At 61.5% G+C, this 14,197-nt stretch carries 11 protein-coding genes; 9 read left to right on the top strand and 2 right to left on the bottom strand.

Annotation, left to right across the window (positions count from 1 at the left end; translation table 11 throughout):
* The first annotated feature begins 29 nt into the window (after positions 1-29).
* The gene (locus M2A_RS11170; RefSeq protein ID WP_081875575.1) at positions 30-1,079 is read left to right on the top strand and encodes a formylglycine-generating enzyme family protein; all 1,050 of its coding nucleotides are present in this window, start codon (positions 30-32) and stop codon (positions 1,077-1,079) included.
* Between the two features lie 43 nt (positions 1,080-1,122).
* Complete coding sequence (locus M2A_RS11165; RefSeq protein ID WP_280113601.1) at positions 1,123-2,139, top strand: NAD(P)H-dependent flavin oxidoreductase; 1,017 nt, start codon at positions 1,123-1,125, stop codon at positions 2,137-2,139.
* Positions 2,140-2,210: 71 nt separating this feature from the next.
* On the opposite strand, the gene M2A_RS11160 is transcribed toward M2A_RS11165, so the two are convergent.
* Positions 2,211-2,912 carry a glutathione S-transferase family protein gene (locus M2A_RS11160; protein WP_045447248.1) on the bottom strand — a complete coding sequence of 234 codons (702 nt, stop codon included), beginning with the start codon at positions 2,910-2,912 and terminating at the stop codon, positions 2,211-2,213.
* A 167-nt stretch (positions 2,913-3,079) separates the two neighbouring features.
* Positions 3,080-5,167 carry a 3-hydroxyacyl-CoA dehydrogenase NAD-binding domain-containing protein gene (locus M2A_RS11155; RefSeq protein WP_045447245.1) on the bottom strand — a complete coding sequence of 696 codons (2,088 nt, stop codon included), beginning with the start codon at positions 5,165-5,167 and terminating at the stop codon, positions 3,080-3,082.
* Between the two features lie 206 nt (positions 5,168-5,373).
* Here M2A_RS11155 and M2A_RS17445 point away from each other — a divergent pair, with 206 nt between their 5' ends.
* From M2A_RS17445 to M2A_RS11120, 7 genes are all read left to right on the top strand, one after another.
* Complete coding sequence (locus tag M2A_RS17445; protein ID WP_052379414.1) at positions 5,374-6,069, top strand: TetR/AcrR family transcriptional regulator; 696 nt, start codon at positions 5,374-5,376, stop codon at positions 6,067-6,069.
* Between the two features lie 88 nt (positions 6,070-6,157).
* Positions 6,158-7,285 (top strand): aromatic ring-hydroxylating oxygenase subunit alpha, encoded by a 1,128-nt coding sequence (locus M2A_RS17440; RefSeq protein WP_052379413.1) that lies wholly within the window; start codon positions 6,158-6,160, stop codon positions 7,283-7,285.
* A gap of 115 nt (positions 7,286-7,400) precedes the next feature.
* Positions 7,401-8,342, top strand: coding sequence for an AAA family ATPase (locus M2A_RS11140; protein WP_045447242.1), 942 nt, complete (start codon positions 7,401-7,403; stop codon positions 8,340-8,342).
* A 20-nt stretch (positions 8,343-8,362) separates the two neighbouring features.
* Positions 8,363-9,895: a VWA domain-containing protein gene (locus tag M2A_RS11135; RefSeq protein WP_045447239.1), complete on the top strand. Its 1,533-nt coding sequence runs from the start codon at positions 8,363-8,365 to the stop codon at positions 9,893-9,895.
* 329 nt (positions 9,896-10,224) lie between these two features.
* Positions 10,225-11,307: an SGNH/GDSL hydrolase family protein gene (locus M2A_RS11130; protein ID WP_197052914.1), complete on the top strand. Its 1,083-nt coding sequence runs from the start codon at positions 10,225-10,227 to the stop codon at positions 11,305-11,307.
* Positions 11,276-12,616, top strand: coding sequence for a GDSL-type esterase/lipase family protein (locus tag M2A_RS11125; protein ID WP_197052913.1), 1,341 nt, complete (start codon positions 11,276-11,278; stop codon positions 12,614-12,616). Before M2A_RS11130 ends, M2A_RS11125 begins: the two co-directional genes overlap by 32 nt.
* A 124-nt stretch (positions 12,617-12,740) precedes the next feature.
* Positions 12,741-14,192: an MBOAT family O-acyltransferase gene (locus tag M2A_RS11120; RefSeq protein WP_045447230.1), complete on the top strand. Its 1,452-nt coding sequence runs from the start codon at positions 12,741-12,743 to the stop codon at positions 14,190-14,192.
* Positions 14,193-14,197: the final 5 nt, after the last annotated feature.

Below are 14,197 nucleotides of genomic sequence, written 5' to 3'. Positions count from 1 at the left end.
CCCTTGTGGAAGCGTTTTGAGGAGAGGCGATGAAACGGGCATATTGGTGGGCTTCCGGCGTTCTGGCGCTCTGCCTTCTGGCGGGGGCGGGGGCTTATATCCTCAGCCGGCCGGAGGCGGGTCCGGCGCGTGCTTCTTGTCTGCCCGCCGAAAAGCTGGGCAGCGAAGTGCAGCTCGCCGGGGGGCGCTTTACCATGGGCGGCACGGTCTATGAGGATGAAGGCCCGCTTCGGGAAGTGGAGGTCGGTCCCTTTTCCATCGATGCCCATGAAGTGACGAACCGGCAATTTGCCGCCTTTGTGGAAGAGACGGGCTACAAGAGCGTGGCGGAGACGGGGCCGGACCCGGCGGATTTTCCGGGTGTTCCGGCAGAGTTCCTGAAACCGGGCTCGGTCGTCTTCATCATGCCGGCGGATCTTCCCCGGGGCGGGGATATCACGCAGTGGTGGCAATTCGTGGAGGGCGCCGATTGGCGCCACCCGGAAGGGCCGGGGAGCAGCATCGAAGGACGGGAGGACTATCCCGCCGTCCATATCACGTACAAAGACGCGCTTGCCTATGCGCGCTGGGCGGGGCGGGACTTGCCGAGCGAAGCGGAATGGGAGTTTGCCGCGCGCGGCGGGCTCGAGCGGCGCCCTTACGCCTGGGAAGGGGAAACGCTGACCCCGGAGGGTGAGCATCTTGCCAATACCTGGCAGGGCGTCTTTCCGCTTTATGACGGCGGCGAAGACGGGGCGCATCTGGCAAGCCCCGTGGGCTGTTATGAGCCGAACGGTTACGGGCTTTACGACATGATCGGCAATGTCTGGGAATGGACGGGCGACTGGTACGGCCCGCGCCAGGCAGAAGGGGTGAAAGACCCGCAAGGCATTTCGCGGGAAGCGAGCCACGATCCCCGCCAGCCGGGCATTCCGGTGCGGGTGATCAAGGGGGGCTCGTTTCTCTGCGCGCCCAATTATTGCCGCCGCTACCGGCCGGGCGCCCGCCATCCGCAGGACCTCGGGCTTGGGGCGAGCCATCTCGGCTTCCGTACGGTCAAGCGCATGGATGGTGCAAATTTGAACGGCGACGGTTCATAAGCGGCGTAGCGCCCGGCCTGCGCCTGCTCTACTCTGTCGGCCAATCGATTATCCCAAAACAAAACTCTGCAGGGAGACAGTCATGAAAACGCGTATTACCGAGCTTTTCGGCATCCAGTACCCGGTCATTCAGGGCGGCATGCATTATGTGGGCTTTGCCGAAATGGCGGCGGCGGTTTCGAATGCGGGCGGGCTTGGCATCATCACGGGCCTCACCCAGCGCACGCCGGAAGATCTGGCGAATGAAATCGCCAAGTGCAAGTCCATGACGGACAAGCCGTTCGGCGTGAACCTGACCTTCCTGCCGGGCTTTGCCGCGCCGGATTATCCCGGCTACATCAAGGCCATCGTGGAAGGCGGCGTGAAGATCGTGGAAACGGCGGGCCGCTCGCCCGAAGCTTACATGCCCGCGCTGAAAGAAGCCGGCATCAAGGTCATCCATAAATGCACCTCCGTGCGCCACTCGCTGAAAGCCGAACGCATCGGCTGCGACGCGGTGAGCGTCGACGGGTTCGAATGCGGCGGCCATCCGGGCGAGGATGATATTCCGAACATGATCCTTCTGCCGCGCGCGGCCGAAGAGCTGAAAATTCCCTTCGTTGCCTCTGGCGGCATGGGCACGGCTTCGCAGCTCGTGGCGGCGCTGGCGCTGGGTGCGGACGGCATCAATATGGGCACGCGTTTTATTGCGACGAAAGAAGCCCCGGTGCATGAGAATGTGAAAAAGGCGCTCGTTGCGGCAACCGAGCTTGACACGCGCCTTGTGATGCGCCCCTTGCGCAATACCGAGCGCGTGCTTTCCAACGCGGCGGTGGAAAAGATCGTCGAGATCGAGCGTGAAAAAGGCGCGGCGACGACGATCGAAGATATCGCGCATCTCGTCGGCGGGGTTTATCCGAAGGTCATGCAGGAAGGGGAAATGGATGCAGGGGCCTGGAGCTGCGGCATGGTGGCCGGCCTCATCCACGATATTCCGACCTGCAAGGAGCTGATCGAGGGCATCGTTACCGAAGCCCAGGCGATCATCACTCAGCGCCTGTCGAAATTCGCGGCGGCGTAATTCACCGCCTGTTGCGCATGAAAAACCCCGGCTCGAAAGGCCGGGGTTTTTTGCTGCTTAGAGCGTAGGTCTTAAGCGGCGATCTCATTGCAAGGAGAGGTGCGGCCAAGACCGTTGTAGAGGTCGCGGCCTTTTTCCAGCCAGACGAGGAGCGGATCGTCTTTTTCCAGCACCGGCAGCGTGGCGACGGAACCCAGCCAAAGGAAGGTGCCGAGAATGAGATAATCGGCATAGCCGGGCGTGTCGCCGGAAAGCCAGCGCTGATTGCCGAGCGTCATGCGCAAGGGAAAGAGCGCGGAGCGCAGGCCGGGCAGTTTTTCCTCGCGCGCTTCGACCAGGCTTTCGAGCTTCGTGCCGCCGAGCTGTTTTTCCCGGCTTTCTTTGAAATAGGTCCGGTCTTCTTCTTTCACATGCAGATAGATGTCGTGGACGTAAGCGGGGAAGGCCTGGCGCAGCACGTTCGAGAATTGCCAGGTCTCGACGAAATGGCAGAGCGCTTCCACCTCAGGGTTCGGGAAAAGCGCGGGCGTGTCCGGATAGGCCTTGTCGAGATATTTTGCGATCTCCCAGCTGTCGCCGACCCAGGTGCCGTTATCTTCGATCACCGGCACGGTTTTGAAAGAGCCGTCGCCGATCGTCTTGATGGCGCTGAAGGAGACGGGCACGGTTTCGAACGCCAGACCCTTATGGGCGAGCGCGTATTTCGTGCGCCAGCAAAAAGGGCTGAAGCGCCGGTCATCCTGGCCGCACAGGTCATAAAGGGTGATGCTCATGGGGGTCGCTCCCTGCAAGATGAAAAAGGTGATGCGCCCAACCTAAGCATTTCCCTCGCCGCTTTACAGGGGTGGAAGCTCAATTCTGCGGGATCGGGATAAGGGCGTGGATGCAAAAAGGCCCGCCGGTGAGGCGGGCCTTTGCGTTTTGTTTGCGCTGCAGCGGCTTAGTAGCCGAGCTCGGAAAGGCTCTTGCCTTCCTTGACCGCTTTTTCCAGCAGCGCGGCCGGCTCGAAATCGTCGCCGTGCGCTTTCTGGAATTCCTGCATCTTGGCGAGGACTTTATCCAGGCCGACGATCTTTTCGCCGTAATACATCGGGCCGCCCCGGTAGACCGGCCAGCCATAGCCGTTGATCCAGACGATATCGATGTCGGAGGCGCGGATGGCCTTGCCTTCTTCCAGGATCTTGAAGCCTTCATTGATCATCGGATAGACGCAGCGTTCCAGAATTTCCTGATCGGAAATATCGCGGCGCTGGATCTGTTTCTTCTCGGAGAAGTCCTTGATAATGTCTTCCACGATTTTCGACGGGGTGGCCTTGCGGTTCTCGTCATAATCGTAGAAACCGGCGCCCGTCTTCTGGCCACGGCGGTCCATTTCGCAGAGCACGTCGCGGATCGTTTCGCCCTTGGAGTTCTCCTTGCGCCAGCCAAGGTCGAGACCGGCAAGGTCCGACATCGCGAAGGGGCCCATGGGCAGGCCGAAATCGTAAAGTACGCGGTCCACATCCCAGGGCATGGCGCCTTCCAGGATGAGCTTGTTCGCTTCGCGCTGGCGCTGAGCAAGAATGCGGTTGCCGACAAAGCCGGGGCAGACACCGACAAGGGCGGCGATCTTGCCGATCTTCTTGGCAAGGTCCATGGAAGTGGCGATCACCTCTTTCGAGGTCTTGTCGGCGCGCACGACTTCCAAGAGCCGCATGACGTTGGCGGGGGAGAAGAAGTGCAGGCCGATCACCGCTTCCGGGCGCTTCGTCACGCTGGCGATCTCGTCGATATCGAGCGCTGATGTGTTGGTGGCGAGGATCGCGCCCGGCTTACAGATTTCATCGAGCTGGCGGAAAATGTCCTGCTTCACATCCATGTTCTCGAACACGGCTTCGATGACGAGGTCGCAATCGGCCAGCGCCTTCATGTCCGTCGTGCCTTGGATGAGGCCCGTGCGCTTTTCCACATCGTCCATGGAGATGCGGCCTTTCTTGGCCGTGTTCTCGTAGTTCTTGCGGATCGTGGCGAGGCCCTTGTCGAGGGGCGCCTGATCGCGCTCGACGATGGTGACGGGGATGCCGGCATTGGCGAAGTTCATGGAAATGCCGCCGCCCATCGTGCCGGCGCCGATAATGCCGACTTTTTCAATGGGAATGCGTTTCGTGTCCTTGTCGATGCCCGGCACTTTCCAGACCTGGCGCTCGGCAAAAAAGACATGGCGCTGGGCCGCGGACTGCTCGCCCGTCACGAGTTTGGTGAAAAGCTCGCGCTCGACCTTGATGCCTTCATCGAAGGGCTTGTTCACGGCTGCTTCGATGCACTGAATGTTATATTCCGGGGCGAGGAAGCCGCGCGTCTTGCGGGCGATGGACTTGCGGAAGTTTTCGAAGATTTCCGGCTTGCCGCGCGCCGCTTCCACCTTGCCGTTCATCTCGCGGACTTTTTTCAGCGGGCGGTTTTCGGCGACCACTTTCTTGGCGAAAGCAATGGCGCCCTCGCGCAGCTTGCCTTCTTCGGCCAGCTCATCGACGAGGCCCATTTCAAGGCACTTTTTCGCGGGCACATGCTGGCCGGTCGTGACCATTTCCAGCGCCTTTTCCGGGCCGACGATGCGGGGCAGGCGCTGCGTGCCGCCGGCGCCCGGCAAAAGGCCGAGGTTCACTTCCGGCAGGCCGCATTTGGCGGAGGGAACCGCCACGCGGTAATGGCAGGTGAGCGCGACTTCCAGGCCCCCGCCGAGCGCGGTGCCGTGAATGGCGGCAATGACGGGAACGGAGGCGTTCTCGATCATATCCTGCGCGTCGAAGAGGCTGGGGCCCGTCGGCTTCTTGCCGAATTCGGTAATGTCGGCGCCGGCGATGAAGGTGCGCCCGTCGCAGATCAGCACGATGGCTTTCACGGCGCTGTCGGCGGCCGCTTTTTTGATGCCTTCGAAAATCCCCTCGCGTACCGGCGCGGACAGCGCGTTTACGGGGGGCGAATTCAAGGTAAGGACGGCAATCTCGCCTTCCGTGGACAGGTCGGCGACGTCGTTGATATTGCCCATGACGCATCTCCCATTATTGGTCGTTGAAATTGCCGGGATTGTAGCCAGTTTGAGCCTGAGAGCCAGCCCTGCTTTCCCCTGCGTTTGGGCTCTATGTCGCTCATTTGCGCACACCGGCTTTGCGTGTGCGTACAGAGACAGCGCCCTTCCCGAATCTTCCGCTTGCCATGATAGGATTTCAGCCGTTTTCGCATGGGAGTGATCCGGTGGACGCGCAGATCAAAAAGAGAACCAAGGCCGGCAAGGGGCGCCCGCGCGTAAGTGCCGCCGCGCCTTCGGATGACCCGCGCCGTGATATTCTGGCCGCTGCCGCGCGGCTGTTCCGCCAGCACGGCATTGCCGGCGCGTCGGTGCGCGAAATCGCGCAGGAGGCGGGGCTGCGCAAGGCTTCGCTTTACTACTATTTCCCCTCCAAGCAGGACATCGTGCATGCGATGGCGGAAGATGTGCTGGTTCCGGCACTTGCTTTGCAGAAGCGGTTGAGTGCGGCGGCGCTTTCAGAGGCCGCCCGCCTTTATCTCTACCTTCGCCGCGATGTTCTTCAGCTTTGCAGCGCCCCTTACGATTGCACCTGGCTCATCGCGCAAGGCGATCTTGGCGATGAAAAAATGCAAGCCTATTGGCAGGAACGGGAAAAGCTCCTTCGCTGGCTCGCCGCGCGTGTGAAAAGCGGGATCGCGAAAGACGAGTTCTTGCCGCTCGATGTGAACACAGCCGCGCAGGCTTTGCTCGCGGCGACTGAGGGCGCCTCGGCCTGGGTTGACCGGGCGAATGAACGGAAATCCGTACGCCAAGCCGATGAACTGGCCAGCCTCATGCTGCGCGGCCTTCTCGCCCCGGGCAAAACGGTTGCGGATGTGAAAGCGGAAGCGGAAACGACCCGTATCTCTCTGGAAAGCTAAGGTTTTCAGCGCCTATCGATTGCCGGTTGACGCGGCGCCTCGCTCATCTTATTTTCGACCGATCGGTTGAAAATAAGATGAGCCGTAAATGAATATGCAGGACTTGCTGGCGCGGGGGCGCAAGGCCGTGCCTCCCCGTTTGGCGGCGGCGTCGTCGCTGCCGCCCGGTTTTTACACTTCCAAAGATGTCCATGCGCTTGAAGTGGAGCGCGTTTTCCGCCGTCATTGGCAGGCCGTGGGCCATGTGAGCGAGGTGCCCGAGCCGGGGTCATATTTCCGTTTCGATCTTGCGGGCGAGCCGCTGCTTATCGTGCGCGGCGCAGACGGCACTGTGCGCGCGCTTTCAGCCGTTTGCCGCCATCGCTGGATGCTTTTGAAGGAAGATGCGGGCAAGGCGGCTTCCTTTTCCTGCCCGTACCACAAGTGGACATACGCATTGGACGGCAAGCTCATTGGCGCGCCTTTGATGGAAGGGGCAGAGGGTTTTGCAAAAGAGAACTGCGCGCTTCCCTCTTTTGCGTGCGAAATCTGGAACGGGCTGATTTTCGTCAATCTGGACGGCACAGCGCCGCCGCTTCGCGAGCAAGTGGCGCCATTGTCGCTGGAGCTTGCGCCCTGGCGTATGGAGGAAATGGAACTCGTGGGACGGCTCGATTTCGGCCAGGCCTATAATTGGAAAGTGTTGGTCGATAATTTCATGGAGGCCTACCATCATTTCGCGATCCATCCGGAAACCTTCGAGACGCATTATCCGGCGGCTATCACCTATGTCGATGATGCCCAGGGCCCCTTTGCGGCTTTGCGTATTCCGCATAAAGGCAATGAGCAAGCCGAGACGCTTTTCACGCCCCTTCCCGGTATTCCCGACAAGGCGCGGCGCTCGTTTTCGGTTTTCAATGTCTATCCATCCTGCCTCTTTGCGGTATTGGCGGATGCGGTGATCTTCTACCGGCTCAAGATCGAGACCGAGGCGTTCTTCCAGCTATCGATTTATCTTCTCGTTCATCCGCGCTCGCTTGATGTGGAAGAGGCCGAGGCGCGGAAGGAAATTTTTCTTGAGGCGACGCGCGCGGTTCACCATGAAGACATCATTGCGTGCGAGGGCGTCCAGAAAGGACTGGCGAGCGGTTCGGCCAGTCCTGGCCGTCTGAGCCATCTGGAAGCTGCGATCCATCAGCATCAGCGCTGGCTTTTGAGCGAGCTTGAGCGGGCGTGACGCTGCGTCGCTTGGGAACGCGCGGATTTCCGCCGATTTTTCCGTGGCTCGCCGCTGGCGGCCCGCCCGTCCGGCTGCTAGTCTCCCGGCCAATAAGAAAGCAGCATCAGGGAGCATGCGTCACGTGAAACCCGAGGACGAAATTCAGGCGGTCCGCGAAGGCTTCGCCAAGGGCGGCTATATTTGCGACAAGCAGATCGCCACGTCGATTTTCCTTTCCCGGAAACTGGGCAAGCCCATTCTCGTGGAAGGCCCGCCCGGTGTGGGCAAGACGGAACTTGCCAAGGCGACGGCGGAGTATCTGGGCCAGGAGCTGATCCGCCTGCAATGTTATGAAGGCGTCGATGAAGCCAAGGCGCTTTACGAATGGAAATACGGCAAGCAGCTGCTTTACACCCAGGTGCTGAAGGAAAAGCTCGGCGACCTGATGGAAGGGACCGTGGGGCTGAAACAGTCCATGGACCGCCTGCACGAGTTCGACGACACGTTTTTCTCCACCGAGTTTCTGGAGCCGCGCCCGCTTTTGAAAGCACTGTGGTCGGAAAAGGGCGCGGTGCTTTTGATCGATGAGATCGACAAGTCGGATGATGAGTTCGAAGCCTTCCTGCTGGAGCTTTTGTCAGACTATCAGATTTCCGTGCCCGAGCTCGGCACGATCAAGGCCAAGAGCACGCCCATCGTGTTCCTGACCTCGAACAATTCGCGCGAGATCGGCGATGCGCTGAAGCGGCGCTGTTTGCACCTTTATATTCCCTTCCCCGATTCCAAACTCGAGAACGACATCATCAAGGCGCGGGTGCCGGATGTGGAAGAGGGGCTGCGCAAACAGCTTGTCGCCTTCGTGCAGGGCCTGCGCACGCTGGAGCTCAAAAAACATCCCTCCGTTTCCGAGACGATCGACTGGGCGCGCACGCTGGTGCTGCTTCATGCCGAAACGCTTGATGCGGAGCTCGTGCGCGATACGCTGAACGTTCTTCTCAAGTTCCAGGACGATATCGAGAATGTGGACGGGGAAATCAACGCTCTGACCACGCAGGCGCAAAAGGCGAGCGCATAGCCGGCGCCGGGGACGAGACCATGAGCGAGGTTCTGACCGAATTTATCCGGGCGTTGCGGGCGGCGGATGTGCGCGTGTCGATATCGGAAAGTATCGATGCGGGGCGCACCGTTGAGCTTGTGGGCTTTGATAACAGGCAGGTGCTCAAACACTCGCTCGGGCAAGTGCTCGCGAAAACCGAAGAAGAAAAACTTTCTTTCGACGAAACTTTCGACAAGTTCTTTGCCTTCGATCAGTTCAAGCCGCCGCCGAAGCGCGAAGACGGCCCCGGCCAGGCGAAAGATGGGGAGGGCGAAGGCGAGAAAAGCGAGAGCGGGCAAGACGCGCCGAGCGATGGCGAAGGCGGCGAAGAAGGCGGGGCCCCATCCATGCCCGGCCAAAGCTCCGGCGGTGATGGCGGCGCGCCGCAAGGGGCCCAATCAGGGGGCAAGCCCGGCGGCGGGCCGGTCAATGAGGGAGATGTACGGCAAGCAGGCCCCAATGCCCCCGGCGGGCAGAACCTTCTTGAAATGCTGGAGGCGGGCGATGCCGCCGCCCTGCAAATGGCGCTGGCGGAGGCGGCCCGGCGCACGCAGCTCAACCGCATCCGGCTTTTCACGCAGCGCGGCATGTATGTGCGGCGCATTCTGGAGGAAATGGGGCTCGAAACGCTCGATCAGGCGATTGAGACGGCGGAGCGCGAGGGCACGGAGGCGGGCGATGCGCGCGGGCAGGAAATCCGCGAGATGCGCGACGGCTTGCGCGCGCAGGTGCGCGATTATGTCGAGCAGCAGCTTGAGCTTTATACCGCCAATGCCGGTAAGCGGCTACGCGAGGAAGTGCTCTCCCAGGTGCGTCTTTCCAATGTCGACCATAGGGACGCCAAGGTTATCCGCCAGCTTGTGAAGAAGATGGCGAAGAAGCTCATCGCGCTCAATTCGCGGCGCAAGAAACGCACGCTGCGCGGCCAGCTCGACGTGCGCAAGACCATCCGTAAAAACATTGAGTATGACGGACTGCTTTTCGACATCGTCTGGAAAAGCGAGAAGGTGGACCGCCCGAAAGTGATGGCGATCTGCGATGTCTCCGGCTCGGTGGCGCAATATACGCGCTTCCTTCTGATGTTCCTTTACAGCCTCAGCGAGGTTTTGCCGCAAGTGCGCGCCTTTGCTTTTTCCGGCCGGCTGGGGGAAGTGACGGACCTCTTCGAGAAGGAGGGTATCGAGAAGGCGATTGCCGAGACCATGCATGTGCATGGCGGCGGGGCGACGGATTACGGCATGGCGCTGGAAGATTTCGCCGATCTCGCTCTTGATGATGTCGATCATCATACGACGGTGATCATGCTGGGGGACGGGCGCTCGAATAACGCCAACCCGCGCGCCGATATTCTCGACAAAATCCATGACCGGGCCCGGCGCGTCATCTGGCTGAACCCGGAGCCGAAATCGCTCTGGAATACGGGTGACAGCGTCATGCGCTCCTTCACTCCCCACTGCGACCGGGCGCAGACCTGCGCTTCCCTCAAAGACCTGGAGCGGGTGGTGAGCGAGCTGTTGCGCACGGCAGTTTAAGAGCCAAATCAAGCGCTTACGCAGGCCCCTGCCGGAACGTTTGGCGTGACCGCCAGTGCCGATTATGATCGGGGCGGGACTTGGCGAGATATGCTGCCGGGTCGAAGCGGGGGCCGCTTGCCGGTATTTCAGCATCGATCCGCGATACCGCCTTATGAAGGGTTCTCCGGCCCGATCCCTGCAAGGGGAAGGGCCTGGAAGGCTTTAGGGGCAGCGCTGTGCCGGTGTGGGACAGGCGGGCCCCGCATTGGATATGGGGACTGGACAGGATGACCAGGGGGGCAAGCGCCGCCTGCGCTAAAAGCGCGGACAGGGTGCGCGCAGACAGCGTGCGCGTAGACAGGGCGGCAAAGATCAAGCGGGCTGCATTTGCGCTCTTGGCTTTGGGCGGCGCGCTTTTCTGGGCGTCCGCCACCCGCGCGGAAGTGGCCGATTATCTACCGCTTGCCCGGCCGGCGCCTTCCGATGCCATTCTTTCCAAACCGATCCGCGAGCCCGGCGATCCGGGCGGGGCGGGCCAAGTGCTTCCCGCGCCCGATTATAGCGCCCGCAAAAAATTCAATGTCGTGGTGCTGGGCGATTCGCTCGGCGACGGGCTTTGGGCGGGGCTTTACCGCGTCTTGAAAGGCGACAAGCGCTTTGAGGTGATCAAACGCTCGAAAGTCGCCTCGGGGTTTGTGCGCTCGGAATATTACGACTGGAACGCGAATGTCGAGCGGGTGCTCGATGAAGAGCGGGTCGATATTGCCGTCGTGATGATCGGCACGAACGACCGGCAGGTCATCGTCAACGGCAAGGGCGAGCGTTATCCGCTGCGCGCCAGGGGCTGGGAAAAGGAATACCGCGAACGCATCCGCCGCTTCACCGCCTCGCTGCAGGCGCGCGGGGCCTATATTTACTGGGTCGGCATTCCGGTCATGCGCTCGGCGCGGTTTGGCGGCGACATGCAATATTTCAACTCGATCTACCGCGAGGAAACGGCGCGCGCGGGCGTACCTTTCGTGCCTACCTGGAAGGCGCTTGCGGGCGCCGATGGCGCCTACACCGCTTATGGGCCAGATTTGCGGGGGCGGGAAAAATTGCTGCGCGCCGATGACGGCATTCATTTCACCCTTGCCGGTTATCAGGTGCTCGCCTCTATAGTAGCGGATGCGATTAAAACCGATATCGATAAGGGCTATGTGCGCCTCGATGCGCCGGCCGGGAAGTCCCCGCAAAGCGCGGCTCTCGCTGAGACTGAGGGAGGTGTGCCGGCCGAACCTCAAACGCTCGCTCAAGGACATGAGGAAGACGCCTCTATCGATGGGGCCCACGGCGCTGAAAGCGAAGTTCAAAGCGCCCGCGCTGCGCCAATCGAGGTGCCGGAGCTGCGACCCGGCCGTGCCGACGATTGGAGCTGGCCGCTGCGCTAAAGCCGCTCTCGCTCTTCTTCTCGTTTTAACGCTCAGCGCCTGCGTTTCGCAAAGTTGCGGCCCGGCGCCCGCGCCTGCGCCCGGTCTTGCCGCCTTTTACAGCGCATTGGGTGAGCTTGAGAACGGCACGCGCACCCGCGCGGTTTCCATTCTGCATCTCGGCGACAGCCATATCGCCGCCGATAGGTTCAGCGGCGATCTTGCCGCGCGCTTTCAGGTCCGCTTCGGCGATGGCGGGCGCGGGCACTTTCCGCCCGCCGAGCCTTTTCCTTATTTCGCGCGCCAGGGCTACGAGGTGTCGGCCTCGGAGGGCTGGCACATTGCCAACAGCCAGCGCCCGGACGCGCCAGGGCCTTTCGGCCTGACCGGTATCCGCGCGCAGAGCGGCTCGGCTGCGGACTTTATGCGCCTTGCCGCGCGGGCAGGGGCGTTTTCTTCTTTCGCCGTGGACGTTTGGGGCGCACCTGAGGGCGGCTCTTTTCAGCTTTTCCTCGATGGAGAAGAGGCGGGGATTTTTTCCAGCAAGGGCCACGGGCTCATCCGCGTTGCGCTGAAAGGCGGAATGGCCAGCCGGGCGGAACTGCGCCCCATGGGCGACGGGCCGGTCACGGTGCTTGGCTGGGGCAGCGCGCCGGCCGCGCGCGGCGTTCTCTATGAGGCACAGGGCATTCCGGGCGCGCGCCTTTCCATCCTGGAGCGCTGGGACGAGGATGTTTTGCGCGCCGAGCTTGAGGCGCTGAAGCCCGATCTCATCATTCTCGATTACGGCACGAATGAAGGCTTCGATGATGCGCTCTCGCCCGTTCAGTACAAGCGCCTGCTCGGGCAGACATTGCGCCGGCTCGGCGAGTGGGCGCCGGGCGCCTCCCTTGCCGTTATCGGCGCGCGCAGCGGCGCGCGGCTCCCTTCCTATCTTAAAACCGGGGCGGAGCGGCGGACTTATCCTTGCGTGCCGCTGGCGCTGAATGAGAAAGCGAAATATCCGGCGCTCCTCGCGCAGGAAAGCCCGGTGCTCGCCCGCTGGCACGCGCCGCCTTCTTTAGGCGCGGTGCGCGCCGCGCAGGAAGAGGCGGCGGCTGCGGAAGGCGCTTTCTTTTGGAACGCGGCGACGGCTATGGCGGCGGGGGAGGGCGCTGCCTGCGCCATCCACACCTGGGTGCTGGCCGAACCGCCGCTGGCCTATTCCGATCATGTGCATTTGACCCCTGCAGGCGCCGAGCGGCTGGCCGCGCGTTTCTGGGAGGCCTTGATGGGGCCTTATGAGGCCGCGCAGTGCCGGGCGCGGGGCGCGGGAAACGCGCTTTTCTGAGCGGGCCGCGCCATTAACCAAAATGTCACGCGCCTGTTGCGAAAAGGCGCGCCAAGCCTGACAATCTGGGCTCCGTCATGCCCCCTGACGGTTAATGTAGCGCGTAACATGTGTCAGGCGGCGGATGCTTTTCCCAACTTTCGAGTTTGGCGTTTTTTTTCTCGTTGTCTTCGCGGTGGGCTGGGAGCTCCGCCGCGATCCGAGTTGGCGTAAGCTTTTTCTCGTTGGCGCGAGTTACTTTTTCTATGGCTGGTGGGACTGGCGCTTTGTCGGCCTTCTGGTCTTGTCCTCGACCATCAATTTTTCCGCCGGCTGGCTGCTCGACAGGCTGGGCCGGCCTTCCATGCGCAAAACCGTGGTGGCGCTCGCCGTCATTCTCAATCTGAGCATTCTCGGCTTCTTCAAATATTACGGCTTCTTCCTCGACAGTTTGCGCGTGCTTCTGGAAACGCTCAATCTGGAGCGGGATCTGCCTTTCATGCAGGTCATTTTGCCGGTGGGGATTTCCTTCTTCACTTTCCAGGGCATTTCCTATGTGGTGGATGTCTACCGGGGGCATGTGCGCGCCTCGCACTCGGTGCTGGATGTCTTTCTCTATATCTCGTTCTTCCCGCAGCTTGTCGCCGGGCCCATTGTGCGCGCGGCGGATTTCCTGCCGCAGCTCGACGAGACACCGCGCCTGACGCGCGCCATGGGCGCGATCGGCGTGGTGCTGATTCTTTCCGGTCTCATCAAGAAGATGGTGATCGCCAATTACCTGGCGAGCGAGCTCGTGGACCCGGTCTTTTTCGATCCTTCCGTGCTCGGCGGCGCGGATCTTCTGATCGGGGTTTACGGCTATGCGGTGCAGATCTATTGCGATTTTTCCGGCTATTCGGATATCGCCATCGGGGTCGCGGCGCTGCTTGGCTATAAGTTCTCGGAAAATTTCAATCAGCCTTACCGCGCCTCGTCCTTACAGGATTTCTGGCGCCGCTGGCATATTTCCCTCTCCACCTGGCTGCGGGATTATCTTTACATTCCCCTGGGCGGGAACCGGGGCGGGGGTTTTGCCACCTATCGCAATCTCTTTTTGACGATGTTTCTGGGCGGGCTCTGGCATGGAGCGGCCTGGACTTTCGTTTTCTGGGGCGCGTTTCACGGCGCGGCGCTTGGGATCGAGCGTTTCGCCCGCCAGAAGCTGAACGCCCTTGCCCCGCCTGCGGGGGAGGAGCCCGGCTATATCACCCGCCTCTCGCGCCCGCTCAACCGGGTGCTGGGCGTCATCGTCACGTTCCATCTCGTTTGTTTTGCCTGGATTTTCTTCCGGGCGGAAAATTTCACGCTGGCGTCGACCTATGTGACGGGGCTCGCCGACTGGTCGGTGCCTTCGCTTTATGTGACGCCCTTCATTGCGGCGCTGATCGCGGGCTCGCTTTGCTTCCAGTTCACCCCGCCGAAGCTTGCCGAATGGCTGGCGCGCCCGCTTGAATATGCGCCTTCCGCCGTCTTGGGACTGGTGCTCGGGCTTGGTATCTTTCTTATCTGGGCTGCGGCGCCGGCAGGCGTTGCGCCGTTCATCTATTTCCAGTTCTAGGCGGG

The organism is Tepidicaulis marinus, from assembly GCF_000739695.1.
GTDB classification, from domain to species: domain Bacteria; phylum Pseudomonadota; class Alphaproteobacteria; order Parvibaculales; family Parvibaculaceae; genus Tepidicaulis; species Tepidicaulis marinus.
This window is presented reverse-complemented; position numbering and strand designations above follow the sequence as displayed.

Bases quoted from the DNA above. Each gene is read 5' to 3' on its own strand.
- M2A_RS11170 (WP_081875575.1), top strand. From the start codon at position 30: ATGAAACGGGCATATTGGTGGGCTTCCGGCGTTCTGGCGCTCTGCCTT.
- M2A_RS11160 (WP_045447248.1), bottom strand. From the start codon at position 2,912: ATGAGCATCACCCTTTATGACCTGTGCGGCCAGGATGACCGGCGCTTC.
- M2A_RS11155 (WP_045447245.1), bottom strand. From the start codon at position 5,167: ATGGGCAATATCAACGACGTCGCCGACCTGTCCACGGAAGGCGAGATT.
- M2A_RS17440 (WP_052379413.1), top strand. From the start codon at position 6,158: ATGAATATGCAGGACTTGCTGGCGCGGGGGCGCAAGGCCGTGCCTCCC.
- M2A_RS11140 (WP_045447242.1), top strand. From the start codon at position 7,401: ATGCGTCACGTGAAACCCGAGGACGAAATTCAGGCGGTCCGCGAAGGC.
- M2A_RS11135 (WP_045447239.1), top strand. From the start codon at position 8,363: ATGAGCGAGGTTCTGACCGAATTTATCCGGGCGTTGCGGGCGGCGGAT.
- M2A_RS11120 (WP_045447230.1), top strand. From the start codon at position 12,741: ATGCTTTTCCCAACTTTCGAGTTTGGCGTTTTTTTTCTCGTTGTCTTC.